Source organism: Rhodococcus sp. GXMU-t2271 (assembly GCF_041414735.1).
GTDB lineage: Bacteria > Actinomycetota > Actinomycetes > Mycobacteriales > Mycobacteriaceae > Rhodococcus > Rhodococcus indonesiensis.
In genome coordinates, this window is record NZ_JAUIZP010000025.1 from 22,260 (window position 1) to 38,727 (window position 16,468).

Below are 16,468 nucleotides of genomic sequence, written 5' to 3' on the forward strand. Positions count from 1 at the left end.
CACACCGGTGCTATGCGCCACCGGCTTCCCAGCGGGCACGTTCGGCGGCGAATGCCACCGACTGCACCTGCCGGAAGGCGTCGATCGACGCAGCGTGGTCGACGAGGAACCGCTCGTGCTCGGCGAGCGAGAAGGTGCCGTCGACGATCTCGACTCCCCCTCCCCGGCCGGCCGCGAGGTCGGCGCGCAGGTCCAGCAGTTCCTCCGGCTCGACGGGATACCAGGAGATCCGGTCGAAGAAGCGCAGCAGCCAGGGCGTTCCCGCCTCGAACGGGCCCGCCGGCTGCGGGTGCCGGTGGTTCCACACCTGGGTCGTGCGGCCGACGAACTGGTAGCCGCCGGGCCCTTCCATGCCGTAGATGCACAAGTACGCCCCACCGATGCCGACGGCGTTCTCCGGCGTCCACGTCCGCGCCGGGTTGTACTTGGTCGTCACCAGCCGGTGCCGCGGGTCGAGCGGCGTCGCGACGGGCGCCCCGAGGTACACGTCGCCGAGGCCGAGCACCATGTAGTCGGCGGCGAAGACGGTGTCGAACACGTCGTCCACCGATCCGAGGCCGTTCATCCGGCGGATGAACTCGATGTTCCACGGGCACCACGGCGCGTCCGCCCGCACTCCGTGCATGTACCGCTGGATCGCCTCGCGGGTGGCCGGGTCGTCCCACGACAGCGGCAGGCGCACCCGCCGGCTCGGCACCACGAGCTCGTCGCTCGCCGGGAGCTGCCCCTCCGCCTCGGCGAGCAGGCCGAGCAGCGTCGGCACCGGGAGCACGTCGGGATCGACCTTGACCTGGAGTGACCGGATGCCGGGGGTCAGCTCGAGCAGGCCCGCGGGGCGTTCGGCGTCGAGCCGCTGGTGCAGCGCGTGCACCCGAGCCCGCAGCGCGAGGTCGAGGGTCATGTCGCCGTACTCGACGAGGACGTTGTCGTCGCCGCTGCGCCGATAGGCGACCGCCGTGTCGCCGTCGCGGCGGGCGAGTACGCCGTCGTCGCCGTCGCCACCGGGTGAGACCACCAGTGCCAGCCCGGCGCGACGGGCCACGCCCAGCGCCCGCCGCGACGCGGCGTGCTCGGCGCGGACCGGCACGAACCGCACCCGGTGCCCGGGGGCGAGCTGACCCAGCTTCCACCGGTCGGCCGCGACGACGGTGACAGGGCAGACGAATCCGCCCAGACTCGGCCCGTCGGGCCCGAGGAGGATGGGGGTGTCGCCGGTGAAGTCGAGGGCGCCGACAGAGTAGGCGTTGTCGTGGATGTTCGACGGGTGCAGCCCCGCCTCCCCGCCGTCGGGCCGGGCCCACCGCGGCTTCGGCCCGATCAGCCGCACGCCGGTGCGGTCGGAGTTGAAGTGCACCTCGTACTCGGTGGCGTAGATCGTGTCGATATCGGTGCGAGTGAAGAACTCCGGTGCGCCGTGGGGCCCTTCGGTGACGGCGATCTCCCAGCGCGTGGTCATGGCCGGGACGTGCTCGGCGGGAACCGGGGCCACCGGCCCGGTCGCCGACTCCCCCACGACGAGCACGTCCCCCTCGGCGAGCGTCCTCCCCTCGTGGCCACCGAACCGGCCGAGCGTGAACGTCGCCGCACTGCCCAGGAACTCGGGGATGTCGAGGCCGCCCTGCACGAGTACGTACACGCGCAGCCCGGGGCCGGCGAGGGCACCGACGTCGAGCACCCCACCGGCGGGGACGGTGACGGGACGCCACTGCGGGACCACCGTGCCGTCCACCCGCACGGTCGCCGGGGCGCCCGTGATGCACACCCGCGTGGCGTCGGTGAAGCGCAGCGCCGGTCCGGCCATGACGGATTCGAGACCGGGCGCGCCTTCGGCGTTGCCGAGTGCGGCGTTGCCGAGGCGGAACGACAGGTCGTCCATCGGGCCGGACGGCGGGACCCCGACCTGCCAGTAGCCGGTGCGACCCGGGTAGTCCTGGACCGTGGTGAGCATGCCGGGACGGTCGACGGTGATCTTGGTGGTCATGACGGTCGGGCCTCCGGTCGGGTCACGATCATCCGCACCTCGGTGGGGTCGAAACCGTTGCACGGGTTGTTGATCTGGGGACAGTTGGAGACGAGGACGAGCACGTCCCGGTCGGCGCGCAGGGCGAGGCGTTTGCCGGGGGCGGAGAGGCCGTCGACGATGCCGAGGGTGCCGTCCGAGTCGACGGGCACGTTCATGAAGAAGTTGACGTTGGAGACCAGGTCGCGTTTGCCCAGGCCCCACCGGGCCCCTTCGACGAGGAAGTTCTCGACGCACGCGTGCTGATGCTTGGTGTGGTGGCCGTAGCGCAGGGTGTTCGATTCCTGCGAGCAGGCACCGCCGACGGTGTCGTGGTTGCCGACCTCGTCGGCGACGAGGGTCATGAGGGCCTCGCCGTCGCCGGCGCGCAGCACGGATCCCGTGGTGAGGAACAGGTGCCGCTGGGCAGCGATCGTGGCGGGCGCGCTGTAGCGGACGGTGGTGTCGTGCGCGTCGTAGATCAGGGTGTCGACGGCCTGGTTGCCGTGCAGGTCGACGACGGTGAGCACGTCGCCGGCGGCGACGACGGCCGACCAGGGTCCGCGGGCGCCGGCGATCTCGTCACGGATCACCGTCCCGGGCACGAGGGCGGGCAGGTCGAGGGTCGAGGTCATGATCAGTGCTCCGTTCCGGTGGCGGCGGTCCAGGCGTCCTCGGTGTTGAGGACGGCGCGCCGGTATTCGGGGTCCGTGTTCGGCAGGTCCTCGAGGTCGCGCGGGGCGTGCCAGGCGAGCACCTCGAGGGTGGTGGTGGAGAAACGTGGTGCCGGGTCGAGGGGGTGGGCGGTGTTGGCGATCAGGGCGATGACCGGCAGATGGATGAGCAGCTCGACGCAGGCTCCGGCCCCGGCGGTGCCGGTGCTGGTCAGGGCGCCGTCGCCGTCGACGCGCACGCCGTGGAAGAACGACAACGAGGGCGGCAGGTCGCGGGGGGTCAGGTCGTGCTTGGCGGCGGCGACGGTGAACAGCTCCCGGCCTGCGGGTGCGTGCGAATACAGGCTGCCCGCACCGTATTTCACGGTGTTGCCGGCCAGGTGGGTGGTGCCGCACAGCGCGTCGTGCCGTCCGGAGGTGTCGGCGACGAGGGTGGCGAGCACCCGGCCCTGGTCCGACAGCAGCGGATGTCCGACGCCGAGGTAGGCCTGCCACGGCACCTTGACGGTGTCGGCGACGTTGAGGCGCTCGTGCGGGGCGTCGGCACGGAACAGCAGCAGGTGGGCGCAGGCGGCGCCGTCGAGGTCGCGCAGGCGCAGACGGGTGCCGCGGGCGAGGACCTTGGTGGTGTAGCGGCCGCCGGGCACGGTCTCGGCCCAGGTCATGGCGGCGGTGCGCCCGCCGGGTGGGGTCGGGTGCGCCGAGGCGGGGACGGTGGGCATGCCGGCGGTGACGGTGCCGGCCTGGGCTCGGGCGTGTGCCTTGGCGGCGTGGGTGGTGGCGGTGTCGGTCATGCTCGGGCTCCGATCGTGACGGGGTTCGGGTGCGCGGCGCGGCGCGGGAAGCACAGGGCGCCCAGGGCGACGACGGCGGCGACGGTGAGCGGCGCGGCCCACTGCAGCAGCGGCATGGTGCCGTCCGGGTCGAAGATCTCGGTGCGCGGCCAGGACAGGTTGACCACCATCAGCAGGCCGTACGCGACGGCGAGGACGTTGACGGGCAGACCCCATCGGCCGAGCGAGAACAGCGGATTGCCGTCCGCGTCGGTCGCCGCGGCGTCGTACGGGCCGCCACGCAGCCGGCGCAGCAGCAGCGGCACGGTGACCATCAGGTACGCGAGGTAGATGAGCACGATGCACACGCTCGAGAGGGTGGCGAAGATCGCGCTGTTGCCCACGTTCACCGCGAGGATGCCGATGCACACCGTGCCGATCAGCACGGCCGGCGCGATGGGAGTGCCGGTACGGGCGTTGACGTGCGACAGGATCTTCGACGCGGGCAGGCGCTCGTCGCGGGCCATCGAGAAGATCAGGCGCGACGCGGCGGTCTGGATCGCGAGGGTGCAGATGAACACGGCGATGGCCACGTCGACGAGGAGCAGCGTGCCCCACGGTGAGGACAGGATCGCGCCGAGCACGTACGGCAGGCCCTCGGCGGCGAGGCGGCCGTCGGTGAGGCTGGGGGCGGCCATGAGCGCGCCGAGAATCATCAGGCCGCCGCCGATCGCGGAGACGGACAGGGCGAGGCGGATGGTGCGCGGTGCGACCCGCCGCGGGTTGCGGGTCTCCTCGGCGAGTTCGCCGGCCGAGCCGAAGCCGACCATGACGTAGGCGGCCATGAGCCCGGAGACGATCCAGGCCCAGCCGTACCCGGGGCTCGCCCCGGGTACGCCGGTGTCGAGGACGACCTGCGGGCCGCGGACGGCGTGGGTGAAGAACATCCCGATCACGGCGACGACACCGACGATCTCGCAGGTGACGCCGATGCTGTTGATCCGCGACATCCAGTTCACACCGATGCTGTTGATGATCGTGGTGAGCACGAGCAGCACCGACCCGAGCAGGACGGCGTTGGCGGCGCCGGACGAGGAGGTCAGCGACGGGTCGTCGCCGATGATCTGGAATCCACTCCAGACGGCCGGGAGGACCACCTGCAGGGCGATCGCGGCGGCAGCGGCGGTCACCATCTGCGCGAGGATCATGAACCAGCCGGCGAACCAGCCGACCACCTCGCCGCCCATCCGGCGGGACCACTGGTAGATCGCCCCGGAGATCGGGTAGCGCGCCGCGAGTTCGGCGAAGTTCAGGGCGACCGTGAACTGGCCGGCGAATACCACCACCCACGTCCAGAAGAAGGCGGGGCCGCCGAAGCCGAAGCCGAGGCCGAACAGCTGGAAGATGGTCGTGAGGATGGAGACGAACGAGAAGCCGGCGGCGAAGGAGGCGAACCTGCCGAGGTTGCGGTGCAGCTGCTGCTGGTAGCCGAATTCGCCCAGGTCGCCCGCGTCCTGGTGCGAGGCGGTCGGTGCAGCGGCAGCCGGCCGGGTGAGCGTCAGGCTCATGGCGGTGTCCGTTCTGTGCGCGGTGCGGCGGCCGGATGACCGTCGAAAAACTGTCGAGTGACAGTTTTCGCGAGGTCACGTCTTGTCCGAATGTCCGCGGCGTAACGAGTTCGTGACCGACGTTTCCACCGTGTGACGGTCTGCTCACCACGCGCTCGCCCCGCCGCCGTCGCCGGATCTGTGCCATCGTCGACGGCGTGACCCATGCCCGCCCCGGACGCCCTCGACTGCACCGGCCACGCCGGCCCGGTTCCACCGCACGCGCCGAGATCCTCGACGCCGCAGCCGAACTGTTCACCACCCGCGGATTCGCGTCGACCTCGACGCGGCTCGTCGCCGAGGCGGTCGGCGTCCGGCAGGCCTCCCTGTACAACCACTTCGCGACCAAGGACGACATCCTCGCGGCGCTGCTCGAGCAGACCGTCGCCCCCACCCTGTCGTTCTGCGAGCAGCTCGGCGACGGCCCGCCCCCGGAGGCCCGGCTGTACGCCCTGGCGCTGTTCGACACCGCGCAACTCGTCACGGGGCGCTGGAATCTCGGTGCGCTCTATCTGCTCCCGGAGGTCCGCACCGACCGGTTCACGCAGTTCCATGCCGCCCGGACCGGTCTGCGCGCGTGCTACCGCCGGCTCGCGGTCGCCGTCCTCGGCCGTCATGCCGCCGGAGCGGACGCCGACGACCCTCGCGCCGACCTACCGTTCCGGTTGGTCGAATCCGCCATCAACATCCGCGCCGACGGGGACACGGCTGCCGTCGCGGACCTGCCCGAGGTGCTGGCGGAGGCAGCGCTGCGCGTCCTCGGGTTCACCGGACCCGTCGAGCCCGTGCGCGAGGTCGCCCGCGCACTCGTCGCCCGGGTCGCCGCCTCGAGTTAGAGTGCTGCGCACGCGAATCTGATTGGGGGGTCATCATGAGCGGTTTGTTCGACGCTGCCGGCTCGTTCTCGACGGGGGGCGGCGTCCGTGTCGTGCCCGACGGGGTGCGGGCGTTCGGCAGCACGTCCCTGCGCGCCGCAGAGGAGGTCGCCCGGGCGGGCGGAATCGATCTGCAGGCGAACGTCTCGTCGCTGAGCCCGGCCATGGGCCTGATCGGCGCGGACTTCGTCGCCGCGTTCGCCGTCACGCAGGGTGCACACACCCGCGCCGTCGCCCAGCTGGCGTACGTCTACGCGTCCGGCGGTGTCGCCGCGCACGACGCCGCAGCCCGGTACGAGACGCTCGATGCCGCGACCGCCGCGGGCCTCGGCGCGGCCGTCGCGGGACTCGGGGACGCGCGATGATCGCGCAGCAGGCGCCGGTCGCCTCGCCCACCGTCCTCGACGCGCTCCGCGCGTCCCCTGCCGGACCGGTCCTCGACCTACCGCTGCCCGCTCCGCCCCCAGCCCCGCCGACGTGGTCGCCGGAATCCGGGCTCGATGCGATATCCGAAGTGCTGCAGTCTATTCCGGTTCCACCGATGCCGGGAATCGACGAATTGCTGCGTCCCCTGGGTGATCTCGGCGCCCTGTTCGGTACCGGGATCGTCGAGGCGCTCGACCCGTCGGCGGTGCTGCAGCAGTCGTCGCGGGTGCTCGAGGGCGCGGCGTCGCTGACCCGCACGGCACTGCATGCGCTCCCGGACTCGTGGGAGGGGGCACCCGCCGAGGCCGCGCTCGACAAGGGTCGCCAGGCACAGCTCAGCGCGGTCGAGCTGAGCGAGCGGGGCGACGAGATCGGAGCGGTCACCCGCGCCGCGACCGCGAGTGTCGAGCGGGGAAACGTCGAACTCGGCGGAATCGCCCAGTCCTTCCTGGCCTTCGCCACCGCGACGGCGCCCGTCGCGCTGACACCACCGGGACAGGTCGCGCTGCTCACCGCCGCCGCCGAGCACGTGTCCGCGGCGCTGGCGGTGGTCGCGCGTACTCGCGGCGAACTGCTCGGCCACACCGCGGCGATGAATGCGCTCGCCGCGCCGATCGCTGTGCCTGCCCCCGTCGCCAACCCCGGCCTGCCCGCTCCGGCGGACGTCGCCGCTACGGCCACGAAAACCGTGGAGATCGTCGCCGCGGCCGGTGCGCCCGGCGATGTTCCGGCGCAGACGCAGGCCGCGGCATTCGCAGGCGGCACCGGACCGGCGACCCCCACGGTCGCCGCCGCCACCGCCCCGGCGAGCAACGCGAGTGGCATCGCACCGGGCGGGGGCGGTATTCCGCTGGGCGCGGCAGGTGCGGCGGCTCTCGGGGGCGCGGTCGGCGGTCTCGGCGGCGCCCCGTCGAACCCCCGGTCGGCCGTGACTGCTCCCGTTTCCGCCGTCGCTCCGGCCGCCCGGCCCCCGCTCGCGGCCGCGATCCCGGCCACCGGACGCGCCGACGACGACACGCCCCGACGAACCCGTCCGGCGATCCTGGTGTGCGCGGCGAACAGCACCGCCGTGATCGGCGAGCTCCCGGCGGCGACGGCACCGGTGATCGGGGACGGTGCAGACTGGTGATTCGCGGGTTCCCGTCCTGCAGGGTGTGGGACGGGAACCCGGTCGTTCGTCACCGGCCTGCCCGTGATCGGGGATTCGTTGCGGACAGCGCCGTCGAGGTCGGGGGATCGCCGAGTCACATCTGTGCGGCGACGAGGACACGGTGTCGACGAACGCGAGAACCGGGACGTGGTCGCCGCGACCGTGGTGAACTGACTGACGAGCCGGTTCGATCTCGGCCGGCCCGTAGCTGTCACCGACCCGACGGAGTTCTCGAGGGATGACGATCGACCACGACCGCGTCGTCGCCTGGCGACGAGACCTGCATGCCCACCCGGAGCTGTCGTTCGCGGAGTTCCGGACCACCGCGCTGGTGCGCGATCAGCTGGTCTCGCTCGGGCTGGACCCGGTGACCCTGCCGGGCGGTACCGGATTGTGGTGCGACGTCGGCCCGGACACGACCGAGTGCCTTGCGCTGCGGGCCGACCTCGACGCCCTGCCGCTCACGGAGACCACCGGGTTGCCGTACGCATCGACCGTGGACGGCGTGTGTCACGCGTGTGGGCACGATGCCCACACCGCGATGCTGCTCGAGGTAGCCACCGTGCTCGCGGCACACCCGCCCCCGCAGCGTGTGCGGTTGATCTTCCAACCCGCCGAGGAGACAACCCCGGGTGGCGCCCTCGAGGTCGTCGCGGCGGGCGGTCTCGCGGGGGTGTCCCGGATCTTCGCGCTGCACTGCGCCCCGCAACTCGAGGCGGGCAAGCTCGCCACCCGCGCCGGGCCGATCACCTCGTCCGGGGCCGTTCTCACGGTCCGGTTGTCCTCCCCCGGCGGCCATTCGGCCCGTCCGCACCTGACCGGTGACCTGATCCACGCGGCGGCCGTGCTCGTCACCGGTCTGGCGTCGGTGCTCGATCGACGCCTCGACGCCCGTACCGCCACCGTCCTGACGTGGGGACGGGTTCGGGCCGGGCATGTCGGCAACGCCATCCCCGAGGAGGGAGAACTGGTGGGCACGTTGCGCAGCGCGTCGCACGAGACGTGGGCGACGGTGGAACCCCTGGTACGACGCAGCGTCGCGGAACTGCTCGCACCCTACGACGTGGACCACGAACTCGAGTACGTGCAGGGCGTTCCGCCGGTGGTGAACGATCCCGAGGCGGTGGCCGAGATGCTCGCCGCGATCGAGTCCGTGGTAGGCCTCGAGAATCTCGCCGAGGCGGGACAGTCCAGCGGCGGCGAGGACTTCGCGTGGTATCTCGAACACGTCCCGGGTGCGATGGCGCGGTTGGGGGTCTGGGACGGGACGAGTCCGCGGCACGACCTCCACCAGCCCGACTTCGTGCTGGACGAACGAGCCCTGGTGTACGGGACCCGCACCCTGCTGGCCCTCGCCTACGGCGGAAAGCACGAACCCCGCATCCCCTGACGCGAGCGGACGAACCGTGCCGTCGGACCGATCGAGTGAGCGGCACATTCGCTCCGCGAGAAGCGCCCGTGCGGCGCCGGGTCACCGATGGCGACGGACGGGTCCGGCCCGGATGGGCGGATCCGCCTCGGAAGGCGAGGCCGGGCGGTGCACGGTCACGGGGACGGACCGCGCCGCGGTCCGGGCGACCGGGCCGGCGCGGCGGCGGTCGTACTCCGCGCGGCGACGGGGGTCGCGCAGGACGGAATAGGCCTCGACGATCCGGCGCAGTTCCTCGTCCGGATCCGGGCCGAACGGGAGGGCCGGGTTGCGGAGGTCGGGGTGATGCTCGCGGAGCTTGCGACGGAAGGCCGCCGTGATCTCCTGGTGCCCGGCGGAATCGGACAGGTCCAGTACGGCGTAGAGATCGGGTTCGCTGCCGGTCACGGCCCCGCTCCTTTCGCTTTCGTCGTCGGCTGCGCCGGGTGCGGCCGCCAGAGCGAACGCCCGGCGGCCCACCTCGCGACGGAGGGGGCCGCCGGGCGTCGGCGATGATCGGGTGCGGCCCGCACTGGTGGTGCCGTTACCGGCGGTGCGCCGGCCGGTTCAGCGACTCCGGGCCGCTGAGCGGCTCGACGCCTCGTGGCTGTCGTCCGGGCGGGCGGCACGCGCGTCAGCGCCTTGCGCTACTGCTGCGATGTCGTATCACCGTCCCTTCTCACAACAAGGCTTCCGTGGGTCTCGCAAGGCTTCCGCGGGCGATCGGGTGCGGACCGGAGGGGAGCGCTGCGTGGCCACCACGTCCCCCGGAGCCCGCGTCCCGGCCCGGCCGGGCGGCCGCAGGGGGCACACCGGGCCCCGTGGACGCCGGACCGCGGCGGTCCGGCATCCCGGGAGGTCCACCGGCGGTCGCGCCCGGGGCACCTCGAGCATGTCCAGCTCGAGATCGAGCAGGAGCAGTTCGAGATCTGCACCGTCGACGGGGGCCGGTTCGGCGATCAGGTCGAGTGCGTCCATGGCGGTCTCCGCGGACACGGGGGGTCAGGCGTCGATCGCCTTCTTGTCGCCCACCGCGATCTCGATCCTGCGCGGCTTGGCCTTCTCCGCCACGGGGATCGTCAGCCTCAGCACGCCGGCGTCGTACGTCGCCTCGATGTTCTCGGTATCGAGGTTCTCGCCGAGGAACAGCTGCCGGCTGAACACGCCACGCGGACGCTCGGCCGCCACCATCTCCTGGCTCTGGTCGCGCGCCGGTCGCTCTGCATGCACCGTCAGCACGTTCCGTTCGACATCGAGGTCGAGCGAATCGTCGGCCACGCCGGGCAGGTCGAACTCGACGACGAACTTGTCGCCCTCACGCCAGGCGTCCATGGGCATCACCGCAGGCCGGGCCGCCGTGCCGAGAACCTGCTGCGCGAAGCGATCGAGCTCGCGGAACGGATCGGTGCGCATCAACATCGTTTCCACCTCCACAGACTCTCTTCGTGCCGGTTGAGGAGAGCGGCCGATCTATGTTTGCCGCTACACCTTTCTTGTACCACCGACAACATATGAAGGCAAGGATTTGTTCCCGGAACAGCCGCGAATTCCGCGCGGCCAGGCGACAATCCCACGGCGCAAAACCTCCCGTGCGCGGCTGCGTTTGGTTACGCTCGATCTACCGCATGATGCCGCGGCGGTTCCGGGATGCCCTCAGGCCGAGCGGAGCGCCCGGCGCCGCAGTGACGTCGCCGCCCCGGGCGGCGCAAGGAGGCACCATGGTTGTCACCGAGACGAAGGCCGTCCGACCGTATCCGCCGCGGTATGCGCCGAAGGGTTCGACGTTCTACAGACTCGTCACCACGACCGACCCGAAGATGCTCGGTCTGATGTACATTGTCACGTCGTTCACGTTCTTCCTCATCGGCGGCCTGATGGCGCTGCTGATCCGCAGCGAGCTCGCTGTTCCGGGTCTGCAGTTCCTGTCCAACGAGCAGTACAACCAGTTGTTCACGATGCACGGCGGCATCATGCTGCTGATGTACGCGACCCCGATCGTGTTCGGGTTCGCCAACTACATCCTGCCCCTCCAGATCGGCGCCCCCGACGTCGCTTTCCCGCGCCTGAACGCGTTCAGCTACTGGCTGTACCTCTTCGGCGCGACCGTCGTCGCCGCCTCCCTCATCACTCCCGGCGGTGCACCGGACTTCGGATGGACGTCGTACATTCCGTTGGCGGACGATCTGCACTCCCCCGGTATCGGCGCCAACCTGTGGTTCACCGGTCTCGCGGTGGCCGGTCTCGGCACGATTCTCGGCGGGGTCAACATGATCACCACCGTGGTGTGCCTGCGCGCGCCGGGCATGACGATGTTCCGGATGCCGATCTTCACCTGGAACATCTTCATCACGATGATCCTGATCCTGCTGATCTTCCCCCTGCTGACCGCCGCGTTCATGGGGGTGATGGTCGACCGGGTACTGGGCGGGAACATCTTCGATCCGGCCACCGGCGGGGTACTCCTCTACCAGCATCTGTTCTGGTTCTTCGGTCACCCCGAGGTGTACGTCATTGCGCTGCCGTTCTTCGGCATCATCTCCGAGGTCATCCCGGTCTTCTCCCGCAAGCCGATCTTCGGTTACACCGGCCTGGTCTACGCGACCCTCGCGATCGGTGCCCTGTCGATGGCCGTGTGGGCGCACCACATGTACGCCACCGGCGCCGTGCTGCTGCCGTACTTCTCGTTCATGACGTTCCTGATCGCGGTGCCCACCGGCGTGAAGTTCTTCAACTGGATCGGCACCATGTGGCGGGGACAGGTGACGTTCGAGACGCCGATGCTGTTCTCGGTCGGCTTCATCATCACCTTCCTGTTCGGCGGCCTGACCGGCGTCATCCTCGCCAGCCCGCCGCTCGACTTCCACGTCCACGACTCCTACTTCGTCGTCGCGCACTTCCACTACGTGCTGTTCGGCACCATCGTGTTCGCCACCTACGCCGGTCTGTACTTCTGGTTCCCGAAGATGACCGGACGGCTGATGGACGAGCGGCTCGGGAAGTGGCACTTCTGGCTGACCTTCGTCGGTTTCCACACCACGTTCCTGGTGCAGCACTGGCTGGGCAACGAGGGCATGCCGCGCCGCTACGCCGACTACCTGCCGTCGGACGGGTTCACCACGCTCAACACCATCTCGACCATCGGGGCGTTCACCCTGGGCGTCTCCACCCTGCCGTTCCTGTGGAACGTGTTCAAGAGCTACCGGTACGGGCAGGTCGTCACCGTCGACGACCCGTGGGGCTACGGCAACTCCCTCGAGTGGGCGACCACCTGCCCGCCGCCGCGGCACAACTTCTACGAGCTGCCGCGCATCCGCTCCGAACGGCCCGCGTTCGAGCTGCACTACCCGCACATGGTGGAGACCATGCGGGCGGAGGCGCACGTCGGCGTCGGCCGGCGCCACGCCGCCGAGGTCGCCGAGGAACCCCACGTCCGGGACACCGCCGACCGGACACCCAAGGGCACCTGACCCGGCCGGCCGGACCGGTGTAACCGGGCTCCCGCCGGGGTATCTGGAGCACACGCCCCGCACGGCGGCGAGCACTCGAGTACCACTTCGGCGGGAGGCCCGGTGTCCACTGACGCGATCGTGTTGTTGAAGGAAGACCACAAGGAGATCCGTAAGTTGTTCCGCGAGTTCCGCGGTGCGGACGACGACCAGGAGAAGGGTCGGATAGTCGGACGGATCATCGAACTGCTGACCGTGCACACCTACATCGAGAACGAGGGCATGTACCCCGAGGTGCGCTCACTGCTGCCCGACCTCGAATCGGACATCCTCGAGTCGTTCGAGGAGCACCATGTGGCGGACGTGCTGGTGATGGAGCTGGCAGGGATGAAGCCCGATGCCGAGCGGTTCGACGCGAAGACGACGGTCCTCATCGAGAACGTCGAGCACCACATCGAGGAGGAGGAAGAGGAGTGGTTCCCGAAGGTGCGGGAGGCACTCGGCCGCAAGCAGCTGCAGGAGATCGGGGCACGGATGCTCGAACTGAAGGAGAAGGCACCCCGCTCCCCCGCACAGCCTTCGGCACTGAAGAAGACGATCGACGCCGTCGTCAGCTGACACGTCGCCGGACCGCAACCGGTCCGGTTCACGAAGGCCGGGGGTGCGGAGTTGCTCCGCACCCCGGCTACGGTGTTCCGGCGCTACGGAGTGCCGGCGGAGGTGGGCAGACCGCTCGGCGCGGACCCGTCGGCCGCGCCGCGACCGGTGCGGCTGCCCCGGTAGGCGTCGCGACGGAACGGCACGAGCCACCGTGGCCACAGTTCGACCGAGGCGGGGCGATTGAGCACCGGATCGAACGACGGTTGCGCCTCGTCGGAGGCGTACACCTCGCGCTCGAGCGTGACGCGTCCGGCCGGCACGAGCGGCCCGCGGGCCGAGGCCACATGCAACGAGAACACCAGCGGACCGCCGCGCCGCGCCAGTTCCCGCACAGAGGTCGACGACGGCTGGTCCCCCTCGGGGAGCGCGAAGATCCACCGCGGTGCGAGGTCGACGTTCGTGCGATATGCCATCAGGGAGCCGTACCGGGCGCTCGACCAGCCTCGCGCCGGCAGAAGTACCGCCCTGGTGGGCACGTGCAGCGTGGCGAGCAGGATGTCCCAGGGCCCGCTCTCGAGCGACAACCGCAGCGCCAGGCCGAGGATGTCGGGCACACCGTCGGGCGTGCCCACGGCGCCGGACAACCGGGCGGTGACCGGTACCCGTGCCGGAACCGAACGCGGCCACCAGCCCGGCGTCAGTTCCGCCTCACCTTCGAAGAGCACCCCGTGCGGGTGGAACACCCGGGCGCCGCGCAACGCGGAGGCAGCCCGGAACGGCACGGCGAACACCGTGTGCATCGAGATCATGCGCCCCGCATACCCGGGGTGCCGGCACACCAATCGGCATGCGCTCACTCGACGAGCGAAGCCACCTCGTGATCGGTGAGCGTGGTCTGCGGCACGCGGCCGGCGTCCCGGGCCAGCAGCACCGCCCGGTACAGCGGCCGCTGCTCCAGTCCCGCTTCGCGGGCCTCTGCCCGCAGCTGCTCCACCAGTACCGAGGACATCGCAGCGGCCGAGGCCAGCTCACTTGCCGCGAGGGCGTCGGCGAGCCGGCGCAAGGCCAGCACATCGAGCTCCCGGCAGCCGCCGTTCGCGTACAACGCCAACGGGACCGACACGATCCGGTCGCCGTCGTTGAGCCGCAGCACCACCTGACTGACCCGCAGCGCCGACACCACCAGTTCGACCCCGGCGAGGTTGCGCAGCTGCACGTGCCGGGTGCGCAGTGCCCCCTTCGCCGTGATCGTGGTGCCGTCGATCCAGCGACGCCGGCGCAGCACCGCCAGGGCACCCACCGCCGGCGGCACCCCGACGATCATCCCGCACACGACCGCGACCAGGGGGCTGGCCACGAGGTATACCAGCAGACCGGCCACCACGCCGATCAGGAGGGAGAACGCCGCGACCTTCCCGGCGCGCGGCGCGAGCAGCCGCGTCGGGATCAGGTCCAGACGGGTCGGCGCAGCACGTCCCGACGGGTCAGGTGCCGGCAACGACGTCCCCGACCCGGGCGACCACGTCGTCGAGGGGCACGGTGTGCTGTTCGCCGGTGCGCAGGTCCTTGACCACGATCTCGCCGGCTTCGAGCTCTCGCTCCCCCAGGACCAGGGCGACCACGGCACCGGAGCGGTCGGCGGCCTTCATCGCGCCCTTGACGCCGCGTCCCCCGTAGGCCAGGTCCACCCGGATACCGGCGGCGCGCAGCCGGTGGGCGACCGGGACCAGCATCGACTTGGCGGCCTCACCCATCGGCACGCAGAACACCTCGCAGCGGGCGGGGCTGCCCGCGCTCTTGCCCTCGGCGGCGAGGGCGAGCACCGTGCGATCGATCCCGAGACCGAACCCGATGCCCGAGAGGGGCTGCCCGCCGAGCTGAGCCATCAGGCCGTCGTAGCGTCCGCCGCCGCCGATCCCGGACTGGGCGCCGAGGCCGTCGTGGACGAACTCGAAGGTGGTCTTCGTGTAGTAGTCGAGACCGCGCACCATGCGCGGGTTGATCGTGTAGGACACGCCGAGCGCGTCCAGATGCGACAGCACCTCGTCGAAGTGCGCCTTGGCCGTGTCGGAGAGGTGGTCGAGCATGAGCGGAGCGTCAGCCGTCATCTCCCGCACGTGCGGGCGCTTGTCGTCGAGGACCCGCAGCGGGTTGATCTCGGCGCGGCGGCGGGTCTCCTCGTCCAGGTCCAGCCCGAACAGGAACTCCTGCAACAACTCCCGGTACTGGGGGCGGCACGTCTCGTCGCCGAGGGAGGTGATCTCGAGGCGGAACCCGTCGAGGCCGAGGCTGCGGAATCCGGCGTCGGCCACGGCGACGACCTCGGCGTCGAGCGCGGGGTCGTCGACACCGATCGCCTCGACCCCCACCTGCTGCAGCTGGCGGTACCGCCCGGCCTGGGGACGTTCGTACCGGAAGAAGGGGCCCGAGTAGCTCAGCTTGACGGGCAGCTGGCCACGGTCGAGGCCGTGCTCGATCACCGCCCGCATCACTCCGGCGGTCCCTTCCGGCCGCAGCGTGACGGACCGGTCGCCGCGATCGGCGAAGGTGTACATCTCCTTGCTCACGACGTCGGTGGACTCGCCGACGCCGCGCGCGAACAGTCCGGTGTCCTCGAAGATCGGCAGCTCGATGTGCCCGTAGCCGGCCAGCCGCGCCGCGCGGGTCAATCCGTCGCGCACGGCGACGAACTCCGCCGACTGCGGCGGGACGTAATCGGGTACACCCTTGGGCGCCGAGAACGTGGAGGGCTTGCTCAACTGTCGCTGCTTTCTCTCGTCGGGGGTCGGAGGCCGGGGTCAGCGGGAGCCGGTCAGCCCAGCCAGGAAGGGATTCGACGTCCGCTCCCGACCGATGGTGCTGGTCGGGCCGTGTCCGGGCAGGATCGCGGTGGCGTCGTCGCGCACGAGCAGTTTCGCCGCGATCGACGCGAGCAGCTGTTCGTGGTCGCCGCCCGGCAGGTCGGTGCGGCCGATCGAACCCTGGAACAGGGTGTCGCCGGTGAGGGCGATCTCGACGTCGTCGCCGTCGGCGGTCGTCGCGTGGGTGCGCAGCACCACCGAGCCCTGGGTGTGGCCCGGGGTGTGATCGACGACGAACCGGATGCCGGCGTGCTCGACCTGGTCTCCGTCGGCCAGTTCGATCACGGTGCGCGGCTCGGTGAATTCGGCGCCTTCGAGGAACGGCTTCAGTGTCGGGCCGATACCGCGACCGGGATCGGTCAGCATGTAGCGGTCGTCGGGGTGGATGTAGGCCGGGATGTCGTAGCGGTCGGCGACGGCCTGCGCCGACCAGATGTGGTCGAGATGGCCGTGGGTGAGCAGCACCGCGCGCGGCGTCAGCCCGGACCGGGCCAGAAAATCTGCGAGGGGCTCGGCGGCATCCTGTCCGGGGTCGACGACAACGCAGTCCTCGGCGTCGTCCTGCGCGAGGATGTAGCAGTTCGTCTGGAACATCCCGGCGGGGAATCCGGTGACGAGCACGGGCATCGCTCCTACGGTGTGGGCCTCG

The 16,468-nt window shown here is 70.9% G+C and carries 17 protein-coding genes; 6 read left to right on the forward strand and 11 right to left on the reverse strand.

Annotated features, from left to right (window positions below):
* Window positions 1-10 precede the first annotated feature (10 nt).
* The 4 genes from QYS60_RS09425 to QYS60_RS09440 are packed head-to-tail and all read right to left on the reverse strand — an operon-like array spanning window position 11 to window position 5,014.
* Window positions 11-1,981, reverse strand: coding sequence for a 5-oxoprolinase/urea amidolyase family protein (locus QYS60_RS09425; RefSeq protein ID WP_371382985.1), 1,971 nt, complete (start codon window positions 1,979-1,981; stop codon window positions 11-13).
* Window positions 1,978-2,634: an urea amidolyase associated protein UAAP2 gene (locus tag QYS60_RS09430; RefSeq protein ID WP_054374749.1), complete on the reverse strand. Its 657-nt coding sequence runs from the start codon at window positions 2,632-2,634 to the stop codon at window positions 1,978-1,980. The genes QYS60_RS09425 and QYS60_RS09430 overlap by 4 nt, the downstream gene beginning before the upstream one ends.
* 2 nt (window positions 2,635-2,636) lie before the next feature.
* On the reverse strand, window positions 2,637-3,467 hold the full coding sequence (locus QYS60_RS09435; RefSeq protein ID WP_371382986.1) for an urea amidolyase associated protein UAAP1: 831 nt from the start codon (window positions 3,465-3,467) through the stop codon (window positions 2,637-2,639).
* Window positions 3,464-5,014: an amino acid permease gene (locus tag QYS60_RS09440; protein ID WP_371382987.1), complete on the reverse strand. Its 1,551-nt coding sequence runs from the start codon at window positions 5,012-5,014 to the stop codon at window positions 3,464-3,466. Before QYS60_RS09440 ends, QYS60_RS09435 begins: the two co-directional genes overlap by 4 nt.
* A gap of 197 nt (window positions 5,015-5,211) precedes the next feature.
* On the opposite strand from QYS60_RS09440, the gene QYS60_RS09445 reads away from it, so the two are divergent.
* The 4 genes from QYS60_RS09445 (at window position 5,212) to QYS60_RS09460 (ending at window position 8,894) form a co-directional block, all read left to right on the forward strand.
* Complete coding sequence (locus QYS60_RS09445; protein ID WP_003935506.1) at window positions 5,212-5,889, forward strand: TetR/AcrR family transcriptional regulator; 678 nt, start codon at window positions 5,212-5,214, stop codon at window positions 5,887-5,889.
* A gap of 35 nt (window positions 5,890-5,924) precedes the next feature.
* Window positions 5,925-6,293, forward strand: coding sequence for a type VII secretion target (locus QYS60_RS09450; RefSeq protein ID WP_289379484.1), 369 nt, complete (start codon window positions 5,925-5,927; stop codon window positions 6,291-6,293).
* Window positions 6,290-7,483 carry a hypothetical protein gene (locus tag QYS60_RS09455; protein ID WP_371382989.1) on the forward strand — a complete coding sequence of 398 codons (1,194 nt, stop codon included), beginning with the start codon at window positions 6,290-6,292 and terminating at the stop codon, window positions 7,481-7,483. Before QYS60_RS09450 ends, QYS60_RS09455 begins: the two co-directional genes overlap by 4 nt.
* A 259-nt stretch (window positions 7,484-7,742) precedes the next feature.
* Window positions 7,743-8,894 (forward strand): amidohydrolase, encoded by a 1,152-nt coding sequence (locus tag QYS60_RS09460; protein WP_003935509.1) that lies wholly within the window; start codon window positions 7,743-7,745, stop codon window positions 8,892-8,894.
* An 81-nt stretch (window positions 8,895-8,975) separates the two neighbouring features.
* On the opposite strand, the gene QYS60_RS09465 is transcribed toward QYS60_RS09460, so the two are convergent.
* The 3 genes from QYS60_RS09465 to QYS60_RS09475 form a co-directional block, all read right to left on the reverse strand.
* On the reverse strand, window positions 8,976-9,320 hold the full coding sequence (locus tag QYS60_RS09465) for a J domain-containing protein (protein WP_371382990.1): 345 nt from the start codon (window positions 9,318-9,320) through the stop codon (window positions 8,976-8,978).
* 258 nt (window positions 9,321-9,578) lie between these two features.
* Window positions 9,579-9,890 (reverse strand): hypothetical protein, encoded by a 312-nt coding sequence (locus QYS60_RS09470; RefSeq protein WP_371382991.1) that lies wholly within the window; start codon window positions 9,888-9,890, stop codon window positions 9,579-9,581.
* 24 nt (window positions 9,891-9,914) lie between these two features.
* On the reverse strand, window positions 9,915-10,331 hold the full coding sequence (locus QYS60_RS09475) for an Hsp20/alpha crystallin family protein (protein ID WP_003935512.1): 417 nt from the start codon (window positions 10,329-10,331) through the stop codon (window positions 9,915-9,917).
* Window positions 10,332-10,630: 299 nt separating this feature from the next.
* Here QYS60_RS09475 and ctaD point away from each other — a divergent pair, with 299 nt between their 5' ends.
* Together ctaD and QYS60_RS09485 are read left to right on the forward strand one after the other, a co-directional pair.
* Window positions 10,631-12,379 carry a cytochrome c oxidase subunit I gene (ctaD, locus tag QYS60_RS09480; protein WP_003935513.1) on the forward strand — a complete coding sequence of 583 codons (1,749 nt, stop codon included), beginning with the start codon at window positions 10,631-10,633 and terminating at the stop codon, window positions 12,377-12,379.
* Between the two features lie 102 nt (window positions 12,380-12,481).
* Window positions 12,482-12,976, forward strand: coding sequence for a hemerythrin domain-containing protein (locus tag QYS60_RS09485; protein WP_003935514.1), 495 nt, complete (start codon window positions 12,482-12,484; stop codon window positions 12,974-12,976).
* 83 nt (window positions 12,977-13,059) lie between these two features.
* Here the strand turns inward: QYS60_RS09485 and QYS60_RS09490 are convergent, their stop codons facing one another.
* Genes QYS60_RS09490 through QYS60_RS09505 form a run of 4 tightly spaced genes read right to left on the reverse strand, consistent with a single transcriptional unit; the run spans window position 13,060 to window position 16,440 of the window.
* Window positions 13,060-13,767: a phosphodiesterase gene (locus tag QYS60_RS09490; RefSeq protein ID WP_371382992.1), complete on the reverse strand. Its 708-nt coding sequence runs from the start codon at window positions 13,765-13,767 to the stop codon at window positions 13,060-13,062.
* A 44-nt stretch (window positions 13,768-13,811) separates the two neighbouring features.
* A complete protein-coding gene (locus QYS60_RS09495) occupies window positions 13,812-14,456 on the reverse strand; it encodes a hypothetical protein (RefSeq protein WP_003935516.1) in 645 nt (214 codons plus the stop codon).
* On the reverse strand, window positions 14,443-15,717 hold the full coding sequence (gene hisS, locus QYS60_RS09500) for a histidine--tRNA ligase (protein WP_003935517.1): 1,275 nt from the start codon (window positions 15,715-15,717) through the stop codon (window positions 14,443-14,445). The genes QYS60_RS09495 and hisS overlap by 14 nt, the downstream gene beginning before the upstream one ends.
* A 39-nt stretch (window positions 15,718-15,756) precedes the next feature.
* Entirely contained in the window at window positions 15,757-16,440 is a 684-nt protein-coding gene (locus tag QYS60_RS09505) for an MBL fold metallo-hydrolase (RefSeq protein WP_200863123.1), read from the reverse strand.
* Window positions 16,441-16,468 lie beyond the last annotated feature (28 nt).